At 56.9% G+C, this 25,381-nt stretch carries 24 protein-coding genes; 9 read left to right on the top strand and 15 right to left on the bottom strand.

Annotated features, from left to right (window positions below; all coding sequences use genetic code 11):
* Positions 1-4: 4 nt before the first annotated feature.
* Genes lolE through lolC form a run of 3 tightly spaced genes read right to left on the bottom strand, consistent with a single transcriptional unit; the run spans position 5 to position 3,142 of the window.
* On the bottom strand, positions 5-1,249 hold the full coding sequence (gene lolE, locus NR795_RS04205; RefSeq protein ID WP_257757236.1) for a lipoprotein-releasing ABC transporter permease subunit LolE: 1,245 nt from the start codon (positions 1,247-1,249) through the stop codon (positions 5-7).
* Positions 1,249-1,950, bottom strand: coding sequence for a lipoprotein-releasing ABC transporter ATP-binding protein LolD (gene lolD / locus NR795_RS04200; RefSeq protein WP_144812314.1), 702 nt, complete (start codon positions 1,948-1,950; stop codon positions 1,249-1,251). The genes lolE and lolD overlap by 1 nt, the downstream gene beginning before the upstream one ends.
* Positions 1,943-3,142: a lipoprotein-releasing ABC transporter permease subunit LolC gene (lolC, locus tag NR795_RS04195; protein WP_144812316.1), complete on the bottom strand. Its 1,200-nt coding sequence runs from the start codon at positions 3,140-3,142 to the stop codon at positions 1,943-1,945. The genes lolD and lolC overlap by 8 nt, the downstream gene beginning before the upstream one ends.
* 278 nt (positions 3,143-3,420) lie before the next feature.
* Here lolC and NR795_RS04190 point away from each other — a divergent pair, with 278 nt between their 5' ends.
* From NR795_RS04190 to NR795_RS04175, 4 genes are all read left to right on the top strand, one after another.
* Complete coding sequence (locus tag NR795_RS04190; protein WP_257757235.1) at positions 3,421-4,494, top strand: acyltransferase family protein; 1,074 nt, start codon at positions 3,421-3,423, stop codon at positions 4,492-4,494.
* 109 nt (positions 4,495-4,603) lie between these two features.
* On the top strand, positions 4,604-8,050 hold the full coding sequence (gene mfd, locus NR795_RS04185) for a transcription-repair coupling factor (protein WP_257757234.1): 3,447 nt from the start codon (positions 4,604-4,606) through the stop codon (positions 8,048-8,050).
* A 134-nt stretch (positions 8,051-8,184) separates the two neighbouring features.
* Positions 8,185-9,150 (top strand): L,D-transpeptidase family protein, encoded by a 966-nt coding sequence (locus NR795_RS04180; RefSeq protein WP_257757233.1) that lies wholly within the window; start codon positions 8,185-8,187, stop codon positions 9,148-9,150.
* Positions 9,151-9,274: 124 nt separating this feature from the next.
* Positions 9,275-9,910: a TetR/AcrR family transcriptional regulator gene (locus NR795_RS04175; protein ID WP_144812328.1), complete on the top strand. Its 636-nt coding sequence runs from the start codon at positions 9,275-9,277 to the stop codon at positions 9,908-9,910.
* Positions 9,911-10,334: 424 nt separating this feature from the next.
* On the opposite strand, the gene NR795_RS04170 is transcribed toward NR795_RS04175, so the two are convergent.
* From NR795_RS04170 to hinT, 8 genes are all read right to left on the bottom strand, one after another.
* Positions 10,335-10,874 carry a glycine zipper 2TM domain-containing protein gene (locus tag NR795_RS04170; protein WP_042392843.1) on the bottom strand — a complete coding sequence of 180 codons (540 nt, stop codon included), beginning with the start codon at positions 10,872-10,874 and terminating at the stop codon, positions 10,335-10,337.
* A gap of 190 nt (positions 10,875-11,064) precedes the next feature.
* Positions 11,065-12,369: an NAD(P)/FAD-dependent oxidoreductase gene (locus tag NR795_RS04165; protein ID WP_257758267.1), complete on the bottom strand. Its 1,305-nt coding sequence runs from the start codon at positions 12,367-12,369 to the stop codon at positions 11,065-11,067.
* Positions 12,370-12,602: 233 nt separating this feature from the next.
* Complete coding sequence (gene ycfP / locus NR795_RS04160) at positions 12,603-13,145, bottom strand: alpha/beta hydrolase YcfP (protein ID WP_257757232.1); 543 nt, start codon at positions 13,143-13,145, stop codon at positions 12,603-12,605.
* Between the two features lie 37 nt (positions 13,146-13,182).
* A complete protein-coding gene (gene nagZ / locus NR795_RS04155) occupies positions 13,183-14,208 on the bottom strand; it encodes a beta-N-acetylhexosaminidase (protein ID WP_257757231.1) in 1,026 nt (341 codons plus the stop codon).
* Between the two features lie 11 nt (positions 14,209-14,219).
* Entirely contained in the window at positions 14,220-15,041 is an 822-nt protein-coding gene (gene thiK / locus NR795_RS04150; protein WP_257757230.1) for a thiamine kinase, read from the bottom strand.
* The gene (gene lpoB / locus NR795_RS04145) at positions 15,022-15,675 is read right to left on the bottom strand and encodes a penicillin-binding protein activator LpoB (RefSeq protein ID WP_144814587.1); all 654 of its coding nucleotides are present in this window, start codon (positions 15,673-15,675) and stop codon (positions 15,022-15,024) included. The genes thiK and lpoB overlap by 20 nt, the downstream gene beginning before the upstream one ends.
* Before the next feature lie 13 nt (positions 15,676-15,688).
* On the bottom strand, positions 15,689-16,063 hold the full coding sequence (locus NR795_RS04140; RefSeq protein WP_144812341.1) for a YcfL family protein: 375 nt from the start codon (positions 16,061-16,063) through the stop codon (positions 15,689-15,691).
* A gap of 4 nt (positions 16,064-16,067) precedes the next feature.
* Complete coding sequence (hinT, locus tag NR795_RS04135; protein ID WP_042392832.1) at positions 16,068-16,424, bottom strand: purine nucleoside phosphoramidase; 357 nt, start codon at positions 16,422-16,424, stop codon at positions 16,068-16,070.
* Between the two features lie 313 nt (positions 16,425-16,737).
* Here hinT and fhuE point away from each other — a divergent pair, with 313 nt between their 5' ends.
* On the top strand, positions 16,738-18,933 hold the full coding sequence (gene fhuE / locus NR795_RS04130) for a ferric-rhodotorulic acid/ferric-coprogen receptor FhuE (RefSeq protein ID WP_257757229.1): 2,196 nt from the start codon (positions 16,738-16,740) through the stop codon (positions 18,931-18,933).
* Positions 18,934-18,995: 62 nt separating this feature from the next.
* Here fhuE and dsbG read toward each other — a convergent pair whose 3' ends face one another.
* Entirely contained in the window at positions 18,996-19,751 is a 756-nt protein-coding gene (gene dsbG, locus NR795_RS04125; RefSeq protein ID WP_257757228.1) for a thiol:disulfide interchange protein DsbG, read from the bottom strand.
* Between the two features lie 48 nt (positions 19,752-19,799).
* Positions 19,800-20,729: an alpha/beta fold hydrolase gene (locus NR795_RS04120; protein ID WP_257757227.1), complete on the bottom strand. Its 930-nt coding sequence runs from the start codon at positions 20,727-20,729 to the stop codon at positions 19,800-19,802.
* A 92-nt stretch (positions 20,730-20,821) separates the two neighbouring features.
* Here NR795_RS04120 and NR795_RS04115 point away from each other — a divergent pair, with 92 nt between their 5' ends.
* From NR795_RS04115 to NR795_RS04100, 4 genes are all read left to right on the top strand, one after another.
* Positions 20,822-21,397: an ABATE domain-containing protein gene (locus NR795_RS04115; RefSeq protein ID WP_257757226.1), complete on the top strand. Its 576-nt coding sequence runs from the start codon at positions 20,822-20,824 to the stop codon at positions 21,395-21,397.
* 253 nt (positions 21,398-21,650) lie between these two features.
* Positions 21,651-22,226 carry a TetR/AcrR family transcriptional regulator gene (locus NR795_RS04110; RefSeq protein ID WP_257757225.1) on the top strand — a complete coding sequence of 192 codons (576 nt, stop codon included), beginning with the start codon at positions 21,651-21,653 and terminating at the stop codon, positions 22,224-22,226.
* 49 nt (positions 22,227-22,275) lie between these two features.
* Complete coding sequence (locus tag NR795_RS04105) at positions 22,276-22,752, top strand: DUF1348 family protein (RefSeq protein ID WP_222890164.1); 477 nt, start codon at positions 22,276-22,278, stop codon at positions 22,750-22,752.
* A gap of 198 nt (positions 22,753-22,950) precedes the next feature.
* Positions 22,951-23,958 (top strand): alpha/beta hydrolase, encoded by a 1,008-nt coding sequence (locus NR795_RS04100; RefSeq protein WP_144812364.1) that lies wholly within the window; start codon positions 22,951-22,953, stop codon positions 23,956-23,958.
* Positions 23,959-24,139: 181 nt separating this feature from the next.
* Here the strand turns inward: NR795_RS04100 and cynS are convergent, their stop codons facing one another.
* Together cynS and NR795_RS04090 are read right to left on the bottom strand one after the other, a co-directional pair.
* Positions 24,140-24,610 carry a cyanase gene (cynS, locus tag NR795_RS04095; RefSeq protein WP_144812368.1) on the bottom strand — a complete coding sequence of 157 codons (471 nt, stop codon included), beginning with the start codon at positions 24,608-24,610 and terminating at the stop codon, positions 24,140-24,142.
* Positions 24,611-24,637: 27 nt separating this feature from the next.
* Positions 24,638-25,297, bottom strand: a complete 660-nt coding sequence (locus NR795_RS04090; protein WP_257757224.1) for a carbonic anhydrase — start codon at positions 25,295-25,297, stop codon at positions 24,638-24,640.
* Positions 25,298-25,381 lie beyond the last annotated feature (84 nt).

The following is a 25,381-nucleotide window of genomic DNA, read 5'->3' as shown; positions in this document are numbered from 1 at the left end:
CTGGTTACTGCCCGCTCAAAACCCGGGCCGGATCGATATTGCTGGCGCGTCTGGCGGGATACCAGCTCGCCAGCAGGCTCAGCACCAGGGCGGTGACCAGCACGTAGACCACGTCAAGGGCGTGCAGCTCTGACGGCAGGAAATCGATAAAGTAGATATCCCCCGACAGGAATTGATGGCCGATCAGTGTCTCAAGACCGTTGATAATCGGCGTCAGCTGGAGAGCGACCACAACGCCAATCACCACGCCCGCCACGCTGCCGAACAGCCCGGCCAGCAGACCATACCAGACGAATACCGCGCGAATAAGTCCATCTTTCGCCCCAAGGGTGCGCAGCACGGCGATGTCGCCGCTCTTGTCCTTCACTGCCATCACCAGGGTCGAGACGATGTTGAAGCAGGCCACGCCGATTACCAGCACCATTGCCAGATACATAATGGCGCGGATCATCTGGATATCGCGATACATGTAGCCGTAGGTGCCGATCCAGCTCTTGATGTAGACGTAGCTGTCGGTCACGCTGCCGGCGTCGCGCACCAGCTTATTGGCGTTAAACACGTCCTTCACCTTGATGGCAATCCCGGTTATGCCGTCGTTCATCTCCAGATACTGCTGAGCATCCTGCATCGGGATCATGGCAAAACTGTGATCGAGCTGGCCGCTGAGCTGCAAAATACCGCTGACGTGCAGCCTGATGCGTTTCGGTTGCAGCAGCTTGTGGTCAGCGCTGGCGTTGGGGATCTGCATTGATACCCAGTCGCCCTGCTTAACCTTCAGCGCCTCGGCGACGCCTTTGCCGAGGATCACCTGCTGCTCGCCCGCCTTGAAGCTGGCCCAGGCACTGTTCTGCACATAGCGCGGCAGCGCGCTCAGACGCGTCTCCTGCTGCGGATCGACCCCTTTCACCTGGATAGCGCGCAGGTTTACGCCGCTCTCTACCAGACCGGTGAAGTTGATATAGGGCGCAGCGGCTTCGATGCCTGCCACCTTCTCAACTTTGCCCAGCGCCTCGCGCCAGTTACTCCACGGCTGGTTGACCGGCTCGATCTCGCCGTGGGGCACCACCGCGAGAATGCGGTTATTCAGCTCGCGTTCAAAGCCGTTCATGGCGCTCAGGCCGACGATCAGCACCGCCACCCCCAGCGCAATGCCGATGGTAGAGATCACCGAGATCAGCGACACCATGCCGCCACGCCGACGGCCACGGCTAAAACGCAGGGCAATGAGTAACGACAGAGGTGAAGCCATTACTGCGCCCCCATCAGCGTCATCTCCGCGCTCAGGTGGCCGTCGCGCATCTCCATCTGGCGGCTCATGCGTTTTGCCAGCTGCAGATCGTGGGTGACCACCAGAAACGCCGTGCCCTGCGACGCGTTTAGCTCGCCGAGCAGGGCAAAGATAGCGTCGGCGTTGCGCGCGTCGAGGTTACCGGTAGGTTCATCCGCCAGCACCAGGCGCGGATTGTTCACCAGCGCCCGGGCAATGGCCACGCGCTGGCGCTCGCCGCCGGAAAGCTCCGACGGACGGTGGTTCGCCCGGTGCAGCAGCCCTACCGCCTGGAGCATATCCCGCGCACGCTGGGTAATTTCCGCCGGTTTATGCTTGCCAATCAGCAGCGGCATGGCGACGTTCTCCTGGGCGGTAAAATCCGGCAGCAGGTGGTGGAACTGGTAGATAAAGCCCAGCTCGCGGTTGCGCAGCTCGGCTTTCGCCGTTGAGGAGAGCTGGCTCAGATGACGATCGCCAAAAATCACGTCGCCGGAGGTAGGCGTATCCAGCCCCCCCAGCAGGTGCAGCAGCGTACTTTTACCGGAGCCGGAGCTGCCGACAATCGCCACGGTTTCGCCTTCGTTCACGCTAAAGCTGACATCGTGCAGCACGTCGGTCTGCACGTTCCCTTCCTGATAGCGTTTGCACAGGTTGTCGCATTGCAACAGGATCTTATTCATAACGTAAAGCCTCAGCGGGTTGGGTGGCGGCGGCGCGCCATGAGGGATAGAGCGTAGAGAGCAGCGCAATGGCCATCGCCACCAGCGCGATAATCACCACCTGGAGTGGCTCAATAGCCACCGGCAGCGCCGCGCCGTCCAGCAGCGCGCCAATGATCGGCATCAGATTGTTAAGCTGGCTGGCAAGGAGAGCCCCCAGTACGGCACCGAGCAGCGCGCCGATAATCCCCGCACTGGCCCCCTGCACCATAAAGACCGCCATGATCTGGCGCGGGGTCAACCCCTGGGTTTGCAGGATCGCCACTTCGCCCTGCTTCTCCATCACCATCAGCCCCAGCGAGGTGATGATGTTGAAGGCGGCGACGGCGACGATCAGGCTCAGCAGCAGGCCCATCATATTTTTCTCCATGCGCACGGCCTGGAACAGTTCACCTTTGCGATCGCGCCAGTCCTGCCACTTAGTGCCGTCCGGCAGCGTCTGCTGACTCAGCTCGTCTACCTTCAGAGGTTCGTTGAGCCACAGCCGCCAGCCGGTAATATTGCCCGCCGGGTAGCGCATCAGGCGCGATGCGTCCTGAATGTTCACCAGCATCTGGTAGCCATCGACTTCGCTGTTGGCAGCAAAGGTGCCGATCACGTTAAAGAGGCGTTGGCTTGGCAGTCGGCCCATCGGCGTAAACTGGCTGGCGGAGGGCACCATCACTCGCAGCTGGTCGCCGCGGTTAACGCCCAACTGCCCGGCCAGCTGCTCGCCAAGGATCACGTTATATTTGCCCGGCTGCAGATCGGTTTGCTTGACGTTAACGAGGTACGGCGTGAGCGGATCCTTTTGCGCGGGATCGATGCCGAGCATCACCCCCACCGAGACGCTACGCGCGCTCTGTAACACCACGTCACCGGTGGTCAGCGGCGCAACGCGGCTGACGCCCTGCAGCTTTGCGGCGCTGGCTGGCAGCTGCTGCGGGTTCAGCGAGCCGTTGGCCGAGGAGAGAACCGCCTGCGGCATCAGCCCCAGGATGTTGTTTTGCAGCTCGCGCTCGAAGCCGTTCATCACCGACAGCACGGTTACCAGCGCCATCACGCCAAGCGTAATACCAATGGTCGAGAGCCAGGAGACAAAGCGACCGAATCGGTCCGCTGCGCGCCCACGCATATAACGCAGGCCTATGAATAGTGCGACAGGTTGGTACATGACATCCGTCTGGTTGCGGTTAGCAGACTCACGAGTATATAAGCGAAACAGGGGATGGTAAATCGCTTATGCGCTAAGAATTGTCGGGTATTGGGGTAAAAATTTGTTCAAAATCAATTTGCTAAAACAGCGTTTCTCGCCCATGCGGGTGACAACGGACCTCACCTTTTTCCGAAAACGTCTCATAACAGGGTAAATCCAGAGCGTTACCCATTACAGCGCCAGCTTCCCCGATCACTATATACGGCAAAATTTATCGCAACACGGGCGTTTTAACGATGAAGCAAAAAGCATTGTGGATTAACCAGATCAAAGGGTTATGCATCAGTCTGGTGGTGATCTACCACTCGGTGATCACCTTCTATCCGCATCTTGAGGGGCTGCAACATCCCCTCTCCGGCCTGCTCGCCAAATGCTGGCTCTATATGAATCTCTACCTCGCCCCGTTCCGCATGCCGGTCTTTTTCTTCATCTCCGGCTACCTGATTCGGCGCTATATCACCGAGGCGGAATGGAAAAACTGTATTGATAAGCGGCTGTGGTCAATTTTTTACGTGCTGGCCCTGTGGGGCGTTTTACAGTGGCAGGGGATCGGCTTTCTCAACCGCTGGCTGGCTCCCGAGCGCGATCTTAGCCAGTCGGCCAACGCCGCCTACGCCGACTCGCTGAGTGAGTTTCTCCACGGAATGCTGACCGCCAGCACCAGCCTGTGGTACCTCTACGCCCTGCTGATCTACTTCGTGGTTTGCAAATTCCTGAGCCGCTGGAAACGCCCCGCGCTGGCGCTGATGCTGGTGGCGTCGGTGGCCATTAACTTCCTGCCGCTGCCGTGGTGGGGAATAAACAGCGTGGTGCGCAACATCATCTACTATGCCCTGGGGGCCTGGTACGGCGTGACCATTATGACCTGGCTGCAGAGCATCCCTCTGCGCCGCCAAATTTTACCCCTGGTGCCTGCCCTGCTGGTGGCGGTAGCGCTCTGGTTTTGCAACGTGCCGGTACTGCTCTCTCTGCTGTCGGCCTGGCTGATCATGTCCCTGTTCTGGCGGCTGGAGCAGCGCTTTACCCCCGGTGAGGATCGGCTCCTGAACGTGATTGGCTCCAACACCATTGCCATTTACACCACCCACCGCATCCTGATCGAAGGCAGCAGCCTCGCCCTGCTGCCGCTGTTTCGTCAGGGCGTGCTCTCGCCGACGCTGGAGCTGGGCCTGCTGCTGGTTTACCCCCTGCTGAGCCTGCTGGTGTGTACCCTGGTTGGGCTGGGTATCCGCCGTCTCTCCGTGCGCCTGTTTGGCGACCTCTTTTTTTCACCACCGGAGAAACTGCGTCTGGCTCCCACCACGCGCTAGCGGTCTAACTTTGCTAATATTGAGGGATCAAAGATAATAAACTGCATTGTGTATCAGTGATATGTCCCCATATCAGGGGGCATAAACCCAAGAGATCCCGATATTCGCTATGCCTGAACAATACCGTTACTCCCTTCCCGCCAAGGCGGGCGACCAGCGCCAACTGGGTGAGCTTACAGGCAGCGCCTGTGCCACAGAAGTGGCAGAAATCGTTGAGCGTCATGCAGGCCCGGTGGTGCTCATCGCACCCGATATGCAAAACGCACTGCGCCTGCATGATGAGATCCGCCAGTTTACCGACAGCATGGTCATGAACCTTGCCGACTGGGAGACACTGCCTTACGACAGCTTCTCTCCGCACCAGGAGATCATCTCTTCGCGGCTCTCAACGCTCTATCAGCTGCCCTCTATGCAGCGCGGCGTGCTGATTATGCCGGTGAACACGCTGATGCAGCGCGTCTGCCCGCACAGCTATCTGCACGGTCATGCGCTGGTCATGAAAAAGGGCCAGCGCCTCTCGCGCGACGCCCTGCGTGCCCAGCTGGATACCGCAGGCTACCGCCACGTTGACCAGGTAATGGAGCATGGCGAATACGCCACCCGCGGCGCGCTGCTGGATCTCTACCCGATGGGCAGCACGCAGCCCTACCGCATCGACTTCTTTGATGATGAAATCGATAGCCTGCGGCTGTTCGATCCCGATACCCAGCGCACGCTGGAAGAGGTGGAGGCGATTAACCTGCTGCCCGCCCACGAGTTTCCTACTGACAAGGCGGCTATCGAGCTGTTCCGCAGCCAGTGGCGCGATACCTTTGAGGTGAAGCGCGACGCCGAGCATATCTATCAGCAGGTGAGTAAAGGCACGCTGCCGGCGGGGATCGAATACTGGCAACCGCTCTTTTTCAGCGAGCCGCTGCCGCCGCTATTTAGCTATTTCCCGGCCAATACGCTGGTGATTAACACCGGCGATCTCGATGCCAGCGCGGTGCGTTTCCAGAGCGAAACCCAGGCCCGCTACGAGAACCGCGGTGTCGATCCGATGCGTCCTCTGCTGCCGCCAGAGACGCTGTGGCTGCGCAGCGACGAGCTGTTTGCCGAGCTGAAACGCTGGCCGCGCATTCAGCTGAAAACCGAACAGCTGGCGGAGAAAGCCGCTAATACCAATCTCGGCTACCAGACGCTGCCGGATCTGGCCGTACAGGCGCAGCAGAAAGCGCCGCTTGATAGCCTGCGCAAGTTCCTCGAATCCTTCACCGGCCCGGTGGTCTTCTCCGTTGAGAGCGAGGGCCGTCGTGAGGCGCTGGGAGAGCTGTTGGCGCGGATTAAAGTCGCACCGAAGCGGATCCTGCGCCTTGATGAAGCCGCCGACAGCGGACGCTACCTGCTGATCGGCGCGGCCGAGCGCGGGTTTATTGATACCCTGCGCAACCGGGCGCTGATCTGCGAGAGCGATCTGCTGGGTGAGCGCGTCGCGCGCCGTCGTCAGGATAATCGCCGAACCATCAACCCGGATACGCTGATCCGCAACCTGGCGGAACTGCACCCTGGCCAGCCGGTGGTACACCTGGAGCACGGCGTCGGGCGCTATGCGGGCATGACCACGCTGGAGGCGGGCGGCATTAAAGGGGAATACCTGATGCTGACCTACGCCAACGAGGCCAAACTCTACGTCCCGGTGTCGTCCCTGCACCTGATCAGCCGCTACGCGGGCGGCGCGGAGGATAGTGCACCGCTGCACAAGCTCGGCAGCGATGCCTGGACGCGGGCGCGGCAGAAAGCAGCGGAAAAAGTGCGCGACGTGGCCGCCGAGCTGCTGGACGTCTACGCCCAACGCGCGGCCAAGACCGGCTTTGCCTTTAAACATGATAAAGAGCAGTACCAGCTCTTCTGCGATGCGTTCCCGTTTGAAACCACGCCGGATCAGGCTCAGGCGATCAACGCCGTGCTGAGCGACATGTGCCAGCCGCTGGCGATGGACCGTCTGGTGTGCGGCGACGTGGGCTTCGGTAAGACCGAGGTCGCCATGCGCGCCGCCTTCCTTGCGGTAGAGAACCACAAGCAGGTTGCGGTTCTGGTGCCTACGACCCTGCTGGCCCAGCAGCACTACGATAACTTCCGCGACCGCTTCGCCAACTGGCCGGTACGCATCGAGCTGCTGTCGCGCTTCCGTAGCGCTAAAGAGCAGACCCAGGTGCTGGCCGATGCCGCAGAGGGCAAGGTCGATATTCTGATCGGCACCCACAAGCTGCTGCAAAACGATCTGAAGTGGCGCGATCTCGGCCTGCTGATCGTCGACGAGGAGCACCGCTTCGGGGTGCGCCACAAGGAGCGCATCAAAGCGATGCGTGCCGACGTCGATATCCTGACGCTCACCGCCACGCCGATCCCGCGTACCCTGAATATGGCCATGAGCGGCATGCGCGATCTGTCGATTATCGCCACGCCGCCTGCGCGTCGTCTGGCAGTGAAAACCTTCGTGCGCGAGTTCGATAGCCTGGTGGTGCGTGAGGCAATGCTGCGTGAGATCCTGCGCGGCGGTCAGGTTTACTACCTCTATAACGACGTGGAGAACATCCAGAAGGCGGCCCAACGGCTGGCAGAGCTGGTGCCGGAGGCGCGGATCGCCATCGGCCACGGCCAGATGCGCGAGCGCGAGCTGGAGCGGGTGATGAATGATTTCCATCACCAGCGTTTTAACGTGCTGGTCTGCACCACCATTATCGAAACCGGGATCGATATTCCTACCGCTAACACCATCATCATCGAGCGGGCGGATCACTTCGGTCTCGCCCAGCTGCACCAGCTGCGCGGTCGCGTTGGGCGCTCACATCACCAGGCCTATGCCTGGCTGCTGACGCCGCCCCCGAAGGCAATGACCACCGACGCGCAGAAGCGTCTGGAAGCGATCGCCTCGCTGGAAGATCTGGGTGCGGGCTTTGCGCTGGCTACCCACGATCTGGAGATCCGCGGCGCGGGTGAGCTGCTCGGGGAAGATCAGAGCGGCTCTATGGAGACCATTGGTTTCTCGCTCTATATGGAGCTGCTGGAGAACGCCGTTGATGCGCTGAAGGCTGGCCGCGAGCCGTCGCTGGAGGATCTGACCAGCCAGCAGACCGAGGTTGAGTTACGCATGCCCGCCCTGCTGCCGGATGATTACATCCCGGACGTCAACACGCGCCTGTCGTTCTACAAGCGCGTCGCCAGCGCCAAAAGCAGCAGCGAGCTGGAAGAGATCAAGGTCGAGCTGATTGACCGCTTTGGTCTGCTGCCCGATCCAGCCCGCACCCTGCTTGAGGTGGCTCGACTGCGTCAGCAGGCGCAGAAGCTGGGGATCCGCAAGCTGGAGAGCAACGATAAAGGCGGCGCGATTGAGTTTGCCGAGAAGAACCATGTCAATCCGGCCTGGCTTATCGGCCTGCTGCAGAAGCAGCCGCAACACTTCCGTCTCGATGGCCCTACCCGGCTGAAGTTTATGCAGGAGCTGGGCGAGCGCAAAACCCGCATGGAGTGGGTAAGTAACTTTATGAAGGAGCTGGCAGAGAACGCCATCGCCTGATCTCAAGGCGCACGCGATAAGGCGTGCGCCACTCTTTACAAATCCTTGCACATCTGAGAAACATTTCGACACACCTTCCGTCCATACTTCACGTTTGCTTTTGAATAACAATAAGCTGAATGAACGGTGGTTCAATGATTAAACAGATGCGCATTGCTCGCTGGATAATGCTGCTGGCCCTTGCGGCAGCGGCCCTTCTCTCTCTTCCCGCCCAGGCCAATACCTGGCCGCTTCCCGCTAACGGCAGCCGCCTGGTAGGCGAGAACCGTTTTCACCTCGTCGAAAACGACGGCGGCTCGCTGGAAGCGATTGCCAAAAAATATAACGTCGGCTTTCTGGCCCTGTTACAGGCTAACCCCGGCGTTGATCCCTACGTGCCGCGCGCCGGCAGCGTGTTGACCATCCCGCTCCAGACCTTGCTGCCGAACGTGCCGCACCAGGGAATCGTTATTAACCTGTCCGAGCTGCGCCTCTACTGGTTCCCGCCTGGTAAGAACGAAGTGACCGTCTACCCCATCGGCATTGGCCAGCTGGGAGGCGACACCTTAACGCCAACGATGGTCACCCGCGTATCGGATAAACGCGCCAACCCGACCTGGACGCCGACGGCCAACATTCGTGCGCGCTATAAGGCGCAGGGCGTGGAGCTTCCGGCAGTTGTGCCGGCTGGGCCAAATAACCCGATGGGCCACCACGCGATCCGCCTGGCAGCCTACGGCGGCGTCTACCTGATTCACGGCACTAACGCCGACTTTGGTATCGGGATGCGCGTTAGCTCGGGCTGTATTCGCCTGCGCGATAACGACATAGCGACGCTGTTCCGTCAGATTACCCCTGGAACAAAGGTCAATATCATCAACGCGCCGGTAAAAGCCTCGGTGGAGCCGGACGGCACGCGGCTGGTTGAAGTGCATCAGCCGCTGTCGAAATCCATCAATGACGATCCAAAAACGCAGCCGCTGGTGCTGAATGCCAGCATGGAGAGCTTTAGATCCGCTGCCGAGACCGACGCTGCGCTAATGGACAAAGTAATGGCCGTACGCTCGGGGATGCCGGTCGACGTAACGCAGCATGACTCCGCATCAATACAGTCCATGTAAGAGGCAAAACGTTAAAAGTCATTAAGATATAACATAATTATTTTTAACTATTCCCTGCTGGCCTTTGGGGACAATTATTTTTATAATGATTGTTCAATAATTCAACATTGGGTGAGGAGCCACTATGACCACTGACGTCAGCAGTTGCACAAAAAAAAGCCGTGGCCGACCAAAAGTTTTCGACAGGGAAGCGGCGCTCGACAAAGCCATGACCCTTTTCTGGCAGCATGGCTATGAGGCCACATCGCTGTCCGATCTGGTCGAGGCCACCGGTGCGAAAGCCCCGACGCTCTACGCCGAGTTTACCAACAAAGAGGGGCTGTTCCGCGCCGTGCTCGATCGCTATATTTCGCAGTTTGCGACCAAGTACCAGGCGGAGCTGTTTTGCGATGAGAAGCGCGTTGAGCAGGCGCTGCTGGACTACTTTACCTCCGTCGCGACCTGCTTCACCAGCAAAGAGACGCCTTCCGGCTGCTTCTTAATCAGCACCTCGGCGGCGCTGGCGGCCTCGTCAAATGAGATTGCCCAGACGCTGAAGTCTCGTCACGCTTTGCAGGAAGCGGCTCTGCTGCGCTTTCTTGAGGAGCGCCAGCAGCGTGGCGAGATCCCCGCGACAGCCACACCGCAGACCATAGCCCAGTTTCTGAACTGCGTGATCCAGGGGATGTCGGTCAGCGCGCGTGAAGGCGCGTCGCAAGAGAAGCTGCTGCAAATTACCCGCACCGCCCTCGCCCTGTGGCCAGAACTCATCAAGTCATAGTATTCATCAAGTCATAGTATTGCCGTGGCCTATTTAAATAATAGGCCAAAACTTTCTCACACTTTTGTATGACTCTTGCTACGCTTAGTAAGTGATTATTCCCCTGCTAACCATTAGCAGGTTTTTTTCAGGACAATTTTACGACTATTCACATGCAGAAGGATAACGGTCATGGTTTTGCTATTACCATTATTTAAAGTGTTAATAGTAATTACATTGTTATTTAGTCTCTGGGTAGTATGTGGTGGTTCGATCCTGTTCGCTTTCATCTCTGTGCTGATCACAGGATGCTTGCTGATCCGCCAGCAGAGTATGATTTGAATCTGAGCGTTCATAAAAGCCTTGCGTAAGCGAGGCTTTTTTATGCCATAAAAAAAGCTCCCCAGCCTGAGCGAATGGGGAGCTAAATCAGGGTACTGCTTTTTTATGCTTTGTTATCCAAAACCAGCTGCCCGTTGCTATCTAACGGGATCTGGGTACCGGGATCGTTCTCCATGCGAATTTTCCCGTGCTGGTCACCAATTTTGTAGGTAACGTCGTAGCCGAGCATCTTCTCTGATTTGTCATAGACGGTTTTGCAGCGCTGCTGCGTACTGGTATAGGTATCCCGCTCCTGCATGGCCCCCTGAACCTGATTGCCGGCATAGCCGCCGCCCAGCGCCCCAACGACCGTGGCGACATCTTTACCGCGTCCGCCGCCGAACTGGTGACCAATCACCCCGCCCGCTACCGCGCCGAGAACCGAGCCGGTGAGGCGGTTTTCATCCTGAACCGGACGTCGATGGGTTACCGTCACGTTGCGGCACTCTTTACGCGGCGTTTTCACCGTCTCTTTAATAGGTGTAGCAGAAACCACCTGCGCGTACTGAGGGCCGCGATTGAAAACGTCTAAGCCTGCCACCGCAGCAACGCCCAGTGCAGCGGCCACACCAATTCCGATACCCGCTAACATGGATTTATTCATTGAATAGTCCTTCTGGTTGGCTCTGATGTCATAATTCTGCAATCAGCGTGGCAAGATGCCAATCAGAAAGGCGGTAAAAAACGGGGAGTTATGTGGCAGATCGCGGTGATTCAGAGAAATCTGAGCCACCTGATGGAAATCCACAGAAGGATATGCTAAACGCCCCGTCAGACGTGACGGGGCGACAGGCTTAGTGCAGCTTCAGTCGCGGACGGATCACGCGGTTGATGCTGCCTACCAGCATCATCAGGCCCGTCTTGAAGTAGCCGTGCAAGGCTACCTGGTGCATACGGTAGAGCGAGATATAGACGAAACGCGCTACGCGCCCCTCTACCATCATCGAACCGCGCATCAGGTTACCCATCAGGCTGCCCACGGTGGAGAAATTCGACAGCGAAACCAGCGAGCCGTGATCTTTGTAGACATAGGCTTTCAGCGGCTTGCCTTTGATCTGCGCCAGAATGTTGTGCAGCGCGCAGGTCGCCATCTGATGCGCAGCCTGGGCACGCGGCGGCACGAAGCCCCCTTCCGGACGCGCGCAGGAGGCGCAGTCGCCAATCGCATAGATATCCGCATCGCGGGTGGTCTGCAACGTCGGCTCTACCGCCAGCTGGTTGATACGGTTGGTTTCAAGGCCGCCAATCTCTTTCATAAAGTCTGGTGCTTTGATCCCTGCCGCCCAGACCATCAGATCGGCCTGGATATATTCGCCATCTTTGGTATGCAGACCGTCCTCGTCCGCGCTGGTGACCATGGTCTGGGTCAGCACGCGTACGCCCATTTTAGTCAGCTCGCTGTGAGCCGCCCCGGAGATGCGCGGTGGCAGCGCAGGCAGAATGCGCTCGCCTGCTTCTACCAGGGTCACGTTCAGCGCCTCGTTGGTCAGGCCCTTATAGCCGTAGCTGTGCAGCTGCTTCACCGCGTTGTGCAGCTCAGCCGACAGCTCAACGCCGGTGGCCCCACCGCCAACGATGGCAATGTTGACCTTGCCGCTGGCCCCAAGGTTAGCGGAGTACTTCAGGAACAGGTTCAACATCTCCTGATGGAAACGGCGCGCCTGATGCGGATTATCAAGGAAAATGCAGTGCTCTTTTACGCCCGGCGTGTTGAAGTCGTTGGAGGTACTCCCCAGCGCCATCACCAGCGTGTCATAAGGCAGCTTGCGCTCAGGCACCAGTAGCTCGCCCTTCTCATCACGCAGCTCGCCCAGGGTAATGGTTTTACCTTCACGGTTAATATCCACAACCGAACCAAGCTGGAACTGGAAGTCATGATTGCGCGCGTGGGCCAGATAGCTCAGCGCGTCCACGCCTTCATCCAGCGAGCCGGTGGCCACTTCATGCAGCAGCGGCTTCCACAGGTGGCTGTGGTTGCGGTCGACGAGGGTAATTTTAGCTTTTTTACCCCGGCCCAGCTTCTTACCCAGCTGGGTGGCCAGCTCTAGCCCGCCAGCTCCACCGCCAACAATCACAATCTTTTTCAATGGTGTAGTCAACATGACCCCCTAAAATATTAACCAATTGTTAACTAAAAGTTATGCAAATAGCTTTTAGTTAACAACAAGTTAGCTGCAAAAAACCTCATCTACCCCTTGAGAATAACATGAACGGTGCATTGGTCATACCAAAATTGATATATATCAAGTTTTGATGCATAAAAGATAACCAGGTTTCAGTCGAAGGGTGAAAAAAAACCAGCCATTAAAAGGCTGGTTTTTATGCTGGCGTCTTAGCCCAGGGTTTTGAAGGCCTTGATGCGCTGCAAATGAGGAGAGATATTCTTGAACTTATGCGTCTGCGCTTCGTCCCAGACAATCTCATAAAAGTCGTGCAGTACCTCGGCAGTGCGCTGGCTGTTTAGTGCTTCATCGTGGCGGGAGAGGATCGCCAGGCAGCGGTCGCGGTTCTTTTCGCGGAAGTTGGTTACACACTTGGTGGCGATATCCGCATACTCCTCCGGCCTGTCGATTTTGCCCTCCATATTCTCCTGTGGGTAGAGATTAGGATTGAAGATCACCTGCCGGATGTCGCAGAGAAAACCAATACGCTCGGCCCAGTATCCGCCCAGGCCCACGCCACAGATCAGCGGTCGCTCATCGACGTTAAGCTGCAGCATCTTATCGACCTCTTTCAGCAGATGCTGCATATCATGCTTCGGATGGCGCGTGCTGTAACTCAGCAGGCGCACGTCGGGATCGATAAACTGCAGTTGCAGAACCTTTTCGTGATTGCCCGGACTGTTTGAATCAAAACCGTGTAAGTAGATGATCATCTGTCCTCACCCTGTGCTATCTCCCTTTCAGGGAGCGTTAATGGGCCGCTGGCCGCTCCAGCCAGCGGGCCTGAAGCTGTTCCAGTTTGCTGTTCACCGCTTTCCATTCGGCAGACGCAAGCAGCTCCTGACGCGTAAACGAACCTCTATGATACAACTCTGTAACACGCGCTGCATTGATCGGCGACAGGTTATCCAGCACGCTCACCGCCCCCTGGCGATTATTACAGACCAGAACCATATCGCAGCCAGCATCCAGCGAGGCCTGGGCACGTTCGGCATAGCTACCCATGATCGCCGCCCCCTCCATGGAGAGATCGTCCGAGAAGATCACGCCGTCAAAGCCCAGCTCACCGCGCAGCACCGTTTTCAGCCAGTGCGGCGAGCCGCTGGCCGGACGTGGATCCACCTCGCTGTAGATGACGTGTGCGGGCATAATGGCATCCAGCTTGCCGTCGCGGATCAGCGCGCTAAAGATCGCCATATCATGCTCGCGGATCAGCGCCTCTGGCCGCGGATCGCGCGGGGTCTCTTTATGGGAGTCCGCCGCAACCGCCCCGTGGCCGGGGAAGTGCTTGCCGGTGGCTTTCATGCCTGCCCGGTGCATACCGTCGATCACGCGGGTGGCGATAGCCAGCGCCTTATGCGGATCGGCATGGTACGCGCGCTCACCGATGGCCGCGCTGATATGGCCCACGTCCAGCACCGGCGCAAAGCTGATGTCGATATCCATAGCGATCATCTCGCAGGCCATCAGCCAGCCCGCCTCCTCGGCCAGCCTGCCGCCCTCCTCCATCCCGAGCAGTGCGGCAAACGACTGAGCAGCAGGCAGGCGCGTAAAGCCGTCGCGAAAACGCTGTACCCGGCCTCCCTCTTGATCCACTGCCACCACCAGCCGATGGTGCGAGGCGGCGCGGATCTGCCGCACCAGCTCGCGCAGCTGCGCAGGATCGTGATAGTTTCGGGTAAAGAGGATCAGGCCTCCTACCAGCGGATGCGCCAGAATCTCGCGCTCCTCCGCATCCAGTTCATAGCCTGCCACATCTAACATTACCGGACCCACACTGACCTCTCTTATCCTTTTGTCTCTAACTGACACCATGTTTCATCTGCCAGCATAATAAATTGCTGCTCCCCGGTCTGCTGCCAGCGGCACTCGTACCAGCCCGCCATCAGCATCAGCACCCAGGGCCGCCAGCGCTGAACCTGCCGCGCCAGCCGCGCGTTCTCTATGTTTGCCACGCGGGCGTAAGCATTAATAAGCCGCTGACGCTCAGCCTCATCCGCTGTCCAGACCGAGGCCAGCTCAAGGGCAATATCGCCATCGCCAGCATACTCCCAGTCAATCAGCCGCAGGCCAGAGTCGGTATGCACCAGGTTACCTGCATGCACATCCATATGTAACGGAGCCAGTCTGATAACGCCTGGCTCACGCTCACGCTTCAGGCGTTTTAGCCATACCAGCCAGCGCGACGTACGGCGCGCAGGATCGCACGTCTGCCAATAGCGCTCCAGCAGCGGCAGCAGCGTGATGCGCCAGCCAAAACGGGGCTGCTGATGCAGATGATACAGCAACTCGGCAAGGTGCTGGGGTTCCGGAAGCGTGGTTTTCACCTCGCCGGCAAGATAGTCTACGGCCATCCAGCCCTCGCCCAGCCACTGTGGACGGGGTGCCAACGTATGCGGAAGTTGCTTAAGGGCGCGGTATTGACGGAGAAACGGCGCTGGCGTGGTAGCCGCATGCTGCTGGCGCAGCACCAGCCGCTGCGGGCCGTTGGCAATGACGCAGCTCCCGCCGCTCAGCCCAGTATGTTCAGGGCTGGCGACGAGCGTTGCGTGGGGAAAGAAGCGTGACAGGATTTCGTCACGCTCAGGATTACTGTTGTTGAACTGCACCTTTACCTGACCAGACGATCTCGCCCGTCTGCACCAGCATCAGCTGCATCTGTAGCGCGGGGGAGTTAACGTTGCCGGAGGCGCTGGTGTAGAGCACATACTGCGCCCCCACATTGCGGGCGATACCGATCGCTTTACTGCGCGTGCCAAGGCTGTCCTGCGGCGACAGGCCGAGCTGCTGCTTGGCTACGGAGAGCTGCTGCGCAGAGACCAACGTAAACTTACCGTTATTCGCCAGCGCACCACGCAGGACCTCTGTCGCTTCGGCGGTATTCAGCGAGCCGTTGGTACGGTTATTGACGCTGTCCACCAGCAGCACGCTGCCACCGGAGGCGCCGCTGGCCTGCAGCATTTTGCTGACCATCGGTGACACCGCCCCGCTCCAGTCGAAATGACGTTCGCGCGGCGTCGGCTGCGCCGTTTCATCCTGGTGCTCAATCGGCCCCGGCTGGGAAGGGACAGACGGTACGGACGGCACCTCAGGAACCGGCTGCGGCTGCGGCTGTTCAATCGGCTGCTGCGGCTGCGGTTTGGCTTCTTCTACGGGCGCTGGCTGCTGCTCGCCCCGCATAATACATCCCGAAAGGATCATCGCTACGGTCGTGAGTAGCGCATACCGACCCAGTTTATTAATCAAGATTCACCCCTTACAGATAGAGATAGAGTCTCACCTTACGCGCGCCTAAATAGTTAGCGCTGCCGTAGAGCGTTACCGATGAATGCGCAGGAATGGTAATGCGCCGGGGCGCTTCCAGCGGATGCATTTCGAGACCCCTGGCGTCATACCAGAAAAAACGATAGTTGACGGTGGCGGGTTCGCCCCGTTCGTTATAGAGCGTTGAGGACGCAGAGGGCTGGATCTCAGCGTTATTCAGCACCGGTTTTTCTGCGCTTATGCCCGCCGCCAGCACGGTTGCTTCCATCACCAGCGTCTGCTCATCGCTCACCGGGATCGACGGACGCGAGCTACAGCCGGTCAATACAGCCAGCGCCAGCAGCGCGGCCAGGCCTCCTCTCAGCATCAGCTTAACCTTTATGTGTCAGCATCGGGCCCAGCGCGCGGCCACCCAGCAGATGCAGATGAATATGGTACACCTCCTGGCCGCCGTGGCGGTTGCAGTTCATGATCACCCGATAGCCATCTTCGGCAATCCCCTCCTGAGCGGCCAGCTTCGCGGCGACGGTGAGCATACGCCCCAGCGCCTGCTCGTGCGCCTCAGAGACGTCATTTAGCGTTGGGATCAGCAGGTTAGGCACAATCAGGATATGCGTCGGCGCTTGCGGAGAGATATCACGGAATGCCGTGACCAGCTCATCCTGCCAGACGATATCCGACGGAATTTCGCGGCGGATAATTTTACTGAAAATCGTTTCTTCGGCCATGACGTCTTCCTTAATGAATAACTGCGGGACTCAACAAGAGAGTATGATCGAGAATCTCCTGATGTTTCAACTATTACGCCGCTTTTCTTCACGCATTAGGATTAACCACTGCCGTTACGTCTGATTTTTCACCACTTAACGCCCTGCAATAATTCACTTAATAAATATTACATCTGTTTACAGCGATAAGATGAATGCGTATATTTCGCATTTGCATTTTCATGCGCAATTGCATGACAAGAACACACAGCACGCTCGGCATCGGCAACGTATCGGTCAGAGCGCACTATTTAACTTGCGAAAAGGGTTTACCATGTCTTTCACCGTTCACGCCAGGGATGGACACCGTCCTGCCGCCGCGCCATCCCTGCTGGCAGTCTGTATTGCTTTTGCACTTACCCCTGCCGCTGGCGTTGCCGCCACGCCGGATACCACCGCGGATGATACCGTTATCGTTGATGGCTCAGCAGACAGCGCCTATGCCGAGCAAGAGCGCCAGGACTACAGCGTTAAAACCACCACCTCCGGCACCAAAATGCTGCTGGTTGCGCGTGATATCCCGCAGTCCGTGAGCATCATCAGCGAACAGCGCATTAAGGATCAGAAGCTGGAATCCCTCGGCGACGTGCTGAAAAACACCACCGGCATTACCCAAAGCGCGACGGACTCTGAGCGCACCAACTACTATTCCCGCGGGTTTGAGATCGACAACTTTATGGTCGACGGCATTCCGACCCTGTTTGAGACCCGCTGGAATATGGGTGACGCCCTGTCTGATACCGCTCTGTATGAGCGTATCGAAGTCGTCCGCGGCGCTAACGGACTGACCACCGGCTCCGGTAACCCTTCCGCCGCCATTAACATGGTGCGTAAACATGCCGACAGCCGTGAATTTGTCGGCAACGTCTCCGCTGAGTATGGCAGCTGGAACAAACAGCGCTACGTGGCCGATCTCTCTACCCCGCTCACCGACGACGGTCGCATTCGTGGCCGCATGGTGTCGGGCTACCAGCACAATGATAGCTGGCTGGATCGCTATAGCCAGGAGAAAAAATTCTTCTACGGCGTGCTGGATGTTGATCTGACCGACGCGACGACGTTCTCCGTCGGCTACGACTACCAGGAGACCAACTCCAACAGCCCCACCTGGGGCGGCATTCCACGCTGGTATACCGATGGCGGCCGCGTCAATCCGGATCGCAGCTTCAGCACCGCACCGGAGTGGGCCTATGTTGATAAAAAATCTGAGCGTACCTTCGCGACCCTGAAGCAGAAGCTGGGGGACAACTGGCAGCTGACCGTCAACGGCACCCATACCGAACAGAATCTCGACAGCAAGCAGCTCTATCTTGACGGCCAGGTTGATCGTGAGACCGGCCTGATGGTCAGCCCCTACGGCGCATCCTATCCTTTCGTGGGCGGCACCGGTTACAACACCGGCAAGCGCAAAGTTGACGCTATCGATACCTTTGCTAACGGCTCCTATGACCTGCTTGGCCGTCAGCACGAGCTGATGATCGGGACGAACTACAGCCGTCAGAACAATATCTACTACAGCTCCTGGGAGAACATTGGCGATACTCAGCTGGGTAACTACGCTGACTATAACGGTAACTTCCCGCAGACTAACTGGAACCCGCTGAGCCTGGCGCAGGATGACACTATCCACCAGAAATCAGTCTATACAGCGACCCGCCTCTCTCTGGCCGATCCGCTGCACCTGATCCTGGGGGCGCGCTATACCAAATACAACCTGGATACGCTGAACCAGCAGATGGAGAAGAACAATACCTCTCCTTATGCCGGCGTGGTGTTTGATATCAACGACAGCTGGTCCACCTACGCCAGCTATACCTCGATCTTCAAGCCGCAGACCCAGCGTGATGAGCAGCGTAAGTATCTGTCACCCATCACCGGTAATAACTATGAGGCCGGCGTGAAGGCGGACTGGATGAACAGCCGTTTGACCACCTCCCTTGCCGTGTTCCGCATTGAGCAGGATCACCTCGCGCAGTCTACCGGTCTGGTGATCCCTGGCAGCAACGGCGAAACTGCCTACCGCGAAGCGGACGGCACGGTGAGTAAAGGCGTTGAGTTTGAGATCAACGGGGCGTTGACCGATAACTGGCAGATGACCTTTGGCGCAACCCGCTACGTGGCGAACGATGCCGAAGGCGACGCGGTTAACCCGAACCTGCCGCGTACCACCGTGAAGATGTTCACCAGCTACCGTCTGCCGATGATGCAGGATCTGACCCTCGGCGGCGGCGTTAACTGGCAGAACCGCGTCTGGTCTAACGTTGCCGTTGCCGACGGCACGCTGCGCGCTGAGCAGGGTAGCTATGCGCTGGTGGATCTGTTTGCCCGTTATCAGGTCACTAAAGCGTTCTCTCTGCAGGCGAACGTCGACAACCTGTTCGACAAATCCTACGAAACCGACATCGACAGCCGCACCATTGTCTATGGCGAGCCGCGTAACTTCTCTATCAGCGCTAACTACAGTTTCTGATAGCAGTGATGTAAAAAAGGGAGCCGAAAGGCTCCCTTTTTATTTGCTTGTAAGCCAGCCTCTTACTTGCAGGCCGCTAAATCAGCCATCTGTTGCGCGTTGGGCATGCCCAGAATCTGCTGAAGGGCGCGGTCTTTATTCAGATAATAAATGGCTGGCGTGCCATTTGCCCCTAACTTATCCATAAGCTGCTGATTACGCTGAATTTGCTCAAAAACAGGGCGAGGCGTATTTTCTTTTAACGCCGGTTTGTTTTTACCGTTAGAGTTTTCAAGTTCGTGCCACGCCTTACGGGGATCGTCTGCTGCCAGGATGGCCGCTGCATATTGTCCACTCTCAGGGCGGATCACGCCTACCAGCAACGTTGTCATGCTGACGCGCTTGTCTTTAATAAGCGGCTGCACCTGATGCCAGAATTTATTGCAATAGGGGCAGAAGGGATCGGCAAACATCACCACCTTGCAGTTCGCCTCCTCGCTACCCTCTTTTATCCCCTGCGCCTGGGTGAGCGTTTTCCACATCTCCCGGCCTGCCGGAATATAGATCTCATCATTGATAATTTTCTCGCTCAGGTTATTACCCTGGGCATCGTACATATAGCCTGAAATAGCGTGTTTTTTATCAGGCGTCAGATAGATCGTAACCCCAGTATCCTGATATTTGCCCAACCATCCTTCGACGCCTCCGGGTGCGGTAAAGGGTTTAATAATCTCAATCCCCTGCTTCTCTATCTGCTTGACGGGTTCAGGAAGCGGCGCGTTTTGCGCATGGGCCGCGAGGCTCCCCAGCAGAGAACATATCAATGCAATTTTTTTCATGATTTTCCTTAGCAGCGGGATTAAATGTACTGAACGGTAAAGTCTGTTTTATGTTCGGACAGCCATGCTTTGGCGGTCAAGAAATTTCCGCACGTCGTCCCCTATCTCTTTCGCATGGGTTTCAAGCGCGAAGTGACCGGTGTCATAGAAGTTTATCTCGGCTTTCGGGATATCGCGCTTCCAGGCTTCCGCACCAGCGGCCATGAAGAACGGATCGTGTTTCCCCCAGACCGCCAGCAAGGGTGGCTGATACTCTCTGAAATAGCGCTGAAACAGAGGGTACATCTTCACGTTCGAAGCATAATCCAGCAGCAGGTCAAGCTGGATCTCCGCATTGCCCGGCCGTGATACCTGCATCCCTTCAAGTGAATAGCCATCCGGGGAAACTAGACTCGGATCGGTTACACCTTCCAGATACTGCCATTTGATTGACGCCGGCGTTGGAAAATCACGCAACGCGCTCCGGTTCCCGGAGGTCGGGTCGGCCCAGTACTTCTGAATAGGTGCCCAGGCCTCTCCCAGCCCCTCTTCGTAAGCGTTGCCATTCTGGGAAATGATGGCGGTAACCCGCTGCGGATGCGACAAGGCAAGACGCCATCCGACGGGAGCACCGTAGTCGTGAACCATCAGAGCATAGGAATCGAGGCCCAGCTCTTGAGTAAACCGGTCGATAGTTTCAGCAAGCTGGTCAAAAGTATAAGCGTATTCACCCCGTGCTGGCGCCTCGGTAAAACCGAAGGCCGGCAAATCTGGCGCTATCAGGTGATAGCGATCTGCCAGCTGCGCAATAAGATCACGGAACATAAATGATGAGCCCGCGAAACCGTGCAGCATCAGCAGGACTGGCGATGCCGGATCGCCAGCCTCACGGTAAAAAACGTTAACGTTGCCCGCCTGTTTATAGCGGTAATGAACTTGTGCCGCTGGCGTGGCAGGCGCGTTATCTGCAGCTGATGATCCAAAATGAGAAGATGTCATAGCAAACCCCTTGTAACCGTTAAAGTGCTTAATTGAAGGTTACACACAATTGTGGTAACCTGTCAAAATTATTTAACGGGTTACAGGTACGTATGGAAATCAATAAGCGTTCTTCCCCTCCTCTCTTCCTGGCCGATAACCTCGCACTGGACTTCATCAACAGTGAATACGGGACAGGTGACGACCGACATGATTGCTTTGATGACGATCGAAGCGTTATCGACTGGCTGGAAACGGCGGGACTTGTGCCAAAAGACGCTGTGGCTCCGCCTCAATTACTGGCGGAGGCTCGCCAGCTCCGCGATGCCGCCCGGGCAGTCGTGCATGCCGCGATGAAGTCCAGTGAGGCAGATCTGACGGTCATTAACAGGATCCTTGAAAAAGGCCGTCCTGAGACGCGGCTGAAATGGGACCAGGATACGCAGCGCTATCGTGTGGATGTTCGTTCCGACGCTGACAGCCCCGAAGGCCTCCTCTGGCCGGTTGCCGATGCGCTTGTAAAACTGATCACCGATGAAAAGTTCGAATACGTGCGGCAGTGTGAAGCCCACAACTGTATTTTACTTTTTCACGATTTAAGTAAATCCCATCGCCGCCGCTGGTGCAGCATGGCCACCTGCGGCAATCGCATGAAAGTGGCTGCATTCCGCAACAGAAAAGGCGTTTAGCAAACCAGGCCGCACCTGTAAAAGTGCGGCTACGGTTAGCATTTATATCCACCCTCCCCAGCAGCGACCCCATCCTCAACACTCATTTTATCCCTGACAGCATTGTCTTTTCAGAAAACCACTTTGCCGTACAAAAATTATTTACCTCTTATTTATTGATTTAAAATAATTTATTTCCTTAGTACCCCGCCCGTGTCGAAATACGCGAAAACAAACGCTTGACCAGGTAGAACGATCGTTCTACCTTTAAGACATGAACAAGAAGCCAAGTGATACCCGAGAAAAAATCCTCGCCACCGCTGAGCAGCTCATCTACCAGAACGGCATCCACGCCATGGGCATGGACCTTCTGGTGAAGACCTCCGGCGTCGCCAGGAAAAGTATTTATCGCCATTTCGCGAACAAAGAGGACGTGGCTTCGGCCGCGTTGAATGAGCGTGACGAACGGTGGATGCAGTGGTTCAGAACCGAATCTGATAAAGGCGAAACGCCTCAGGATCGTATTCTGAACATGTTCACTGTCCTGAAGAGCTGGTTTGAGTCTGAAGGCTTCCGGGGCTGTGCCTTTATCAACACAGCCGGAGAGGTGGGAGACCCGGACGATCCCGTTCGCCAGATAGCAAAGATGCATAAACAGAAACTGCTGGATTATGCCCTCGAACTTAGCGAGCAGCTGAATACTGAACAGCCCGAGGTCCTGGCCAGGCAGCTACTGGTTCTGATAGAGGGGGCTATCACCATGACATATGTAATGGGCGACCGGAACGCCGCTGATGACGCACGGGACGTTGCAAAAGTTTTGCTGGAGAGGTTCTCAGCCGGAGCCTGAGTAACAAATATTGCTATTACTTTAAATCGAAATTAACAGGAGTCTTACCATGACTGATACACAAGTACGTCCGCCGCTTCCGCCATTTACGCTGGAAACGGCTATTGAGAAAGTCCGTCTGGCTGAAGATGGTTGGAACAGCCGCGACGCGGCAAAAGTCGCGCTGGCTTACTCGCTGGATACCAAATGGCGTAACCGTGCAGAGTTCGCTAATAACCGCGAAGAGGCTGAAGGCTTCCTCGCCCGTAAATGGAAAAAAGAGCACGAGTACCGCCTCATTAAAGAGCTGTGGGCGTTTGGCGGGAACCGCATTGCTGTCCGCTATGCTTACGAATGGCGTGATGACTCGGGTAACTGGTTCCGCTCTTATGGCAACGAAAACTGGGAATTTGAGGCCGACGGCCTGATGAAGCGCCGCTTCGCATGTATCAATGACATGCCTATCAAAGAGAGCGAGCGCAAGTTCTTCTGGCCGCTGGGGCGTCGTCCTGACGATCACCCGAGCCTGTCCGATCTGGGTCTGTAAGTTATTACGTTATCCCGCGTAAGGCCCACGACTCCTCTCCTGGCCGGGGCTTTACTCAACCCGTCGATGTTAAGTTGAGACTGGGGCTTTTTACAATTTTGTCGGAGCGCGGGTTTACCGGGGCAAGTACAGTCCATCTATTTTACCTCGGTAAGTAGCGCACTATTTTATAGCAAACGATATTATTAAGGTCATATTATGAATATTAAATCTGTATTGCTGACTGCCGCAATGGCAGCCGTTTCAGGCAACAGCTTTGCCGATGCTCCTCAGCCGGAGCGTCACGTGCAGGCGTTTCTCAACGCCCTGAACGGTGCCGGAGGCAAGCCTATGGAGCAGATGTCTCCACAGGATGCGCGTCAGGTGCTGATCAACGCCCAGAAAGGCGCAAAGTTACCTGCAGCAGACGTCACTGAAAAAACGATCAATGTTGATGGCGGTGCGATCAAACTTCATATTGTGAAACCCCACAACGCACACGGAACCCTGCCTGTCTTTATGTTCTTCCATGGCGGCGGCTGGGTTCTGGGCGATTTTGCCACCCACGAACGCCTCGTTCGTGACCTGGTGAGTGAGTCAGGTGCAGCGGCTGTCTTTGTCAACTACACACCATCACCGGAAGCGCATTTCCCGGTTGCCATTAATCAGGCCTATGCAGCAACCCGCTGGGTTGCCGAGCACGGTAACGAAATTGGCGTTGACGGTAGTCGCCTGGCACTGGTAGGTAACAGCGTCGGCGGAAACATGGTTGCCGCCGTAGCGCTCCAGGCCAAACAGCATAAAGCGCCGGCAATCCGCTATGAGGTCATGCTCTGGCCTGTGACTGACGCGAATTTCAATACCGGTTCTTACAGCCAGTATGAGAACGGCTATTTCCTGTCGCGTAATATGATGAAGTGGTTCTGGGATGCCTACACCACTAAAGAGAGCGATCGAAACAACATCCTGGCATCGCCGCTACGCGCAACGCCTGAACAGCTGACGGGACTGCCGCCCACTCTGATCCAGACTGCTGAACTTGACGTACTGCGCGACGAAGGTGAGGCGTTTGGCCGCAAGCTTGATGCCGCCGGCGTCAATGTGACGGTTACCCGCTACAATGGGTTAATTCATGACTACGGTCTGCTGAACGCGCTGAGCGACGTGCCCGCCGTGCGGACCGCACTTGGTCAGGCCGCTTATGAACTAAAAGAACACCTGAAATAACTGCATGCTGACCGGTCGGTTTCATCGGCCGGTCGTTCCGCTGCGATAATGACGTCATGTCCCGGTAGAGCGGTAGCATGAGTCGAGTTTATCGAGAAAAGTGAATGACGCATCACGGGATCTTCTTTCTGAAAACGCAGGCAGCCCGGTTTTTCAGTTGCCGGGCTTAATGTTGAGGGGATCAGAAAGGTTTGGTTGGCAGATACTTGCCGTCCAGGGTGATCACCGCACGATGGCCGCCGTCCGGATCTTCAACTTTCTTAATGTCCAGTTTGAAGTTAATAGCGCTGATGATGCCGTCACCGAACTTCTCATGAACCAGAGCCTTCAGGGTGGGCCCGTAAACTGACATCATCTCGTAGAAACGGTAGATGGTCGGATCGGTCGGGATGCCATCGGCAAAGCTGCCGCGAACGGGCACTGACTGCAACAGTTTAACTTCATCGGCATTCAGGTCGAGCTTCCTGCCGACAACTGCTGCGGCATCGGCAGGCAACGGATGCTGACCAAGCAGGGCTGCGGTAACGAAGGCTTCGGATAAACCGGTGCCGTCAACGATGTCGGCGAAGGAGAGATCCTTGCGTGCCTTAGTCAGAATAATGGTTTCGGTGAGTGCCTGACGTGCGGCCTGAGTGACTTGAGTCTGGATCATGGTCTTTTCTCCTGGGAAGTAAGGGGTTCAGGCAACATGCCTGGCTTGTGAGGAAACGGCGTTTACGTCTGGATTTTCAGCAAGGGACACAAAGGTGCCGGCTCTGCCATCAAAAGCATCAATGCGACCGCTCTCAATGTCATAGACCCAGACGTGCAGCGTTACACGCCCCTCTTCAAGCGCCAGGCGAACGGACGGGTGAGTCTGGATATTAGCCAGCTGCGCAATGACGTTTTCGCGCACCATCGCCGCGACCTTGGCGGACGGGTCAGGATGCTGTCGGGCCTCATTCACCACACGGGCGGAGTCGGCATAGCGCAACCAGCTCGATACGGCGGGCATATGGTCGAGGCATTTGCAGGTGGCAACGGCAGTCATGGCGCCACAGTCAGAGTGGCCGCAAATTACGATGTCATTCACCTGGAGAGCGGCAACCGCATATTCCACTGAGGCTGAAACGCCGCCCGGTTCCGGGCCATAAGAGGGCACAATGTTGCCAGCGTTGCGGATCACAAATAAGTCGCCAGGTTCGCGCTGGGTAACCAGTTCAGGCACCAGGCGGCTGTCGGAGCAGGAAATAAACAACGCTCTCGGATTCTGCTGGTTGGCCAGACTTTTGAACAGCTTGACGCGCTCGGGGAAGACGTTTTTCTGGAACTTCAAAAAACCTTCAATAATCTCTTTCATGGTTGCAGCCTCAGTGTCGGTTGTGTGGGACAAAGAGTAAGCAACCTCTGGTATAAGGTAAAAGTCTACATTATTATGGATTGC

This window comes from Pseudescherichia sp. L3 (assembly GCF_024656065.1).
Classification (GTDB): Bacteria; Pseudomonadota; Gammaproteobacteria; order Enterobacterales; family Enterobacteriaceae; genus Pseudescherichia.
Note: the sequence above shows the minus strand (reverse complement) of the source record. Positions and strands in the feature narration are given on the sequence as shown.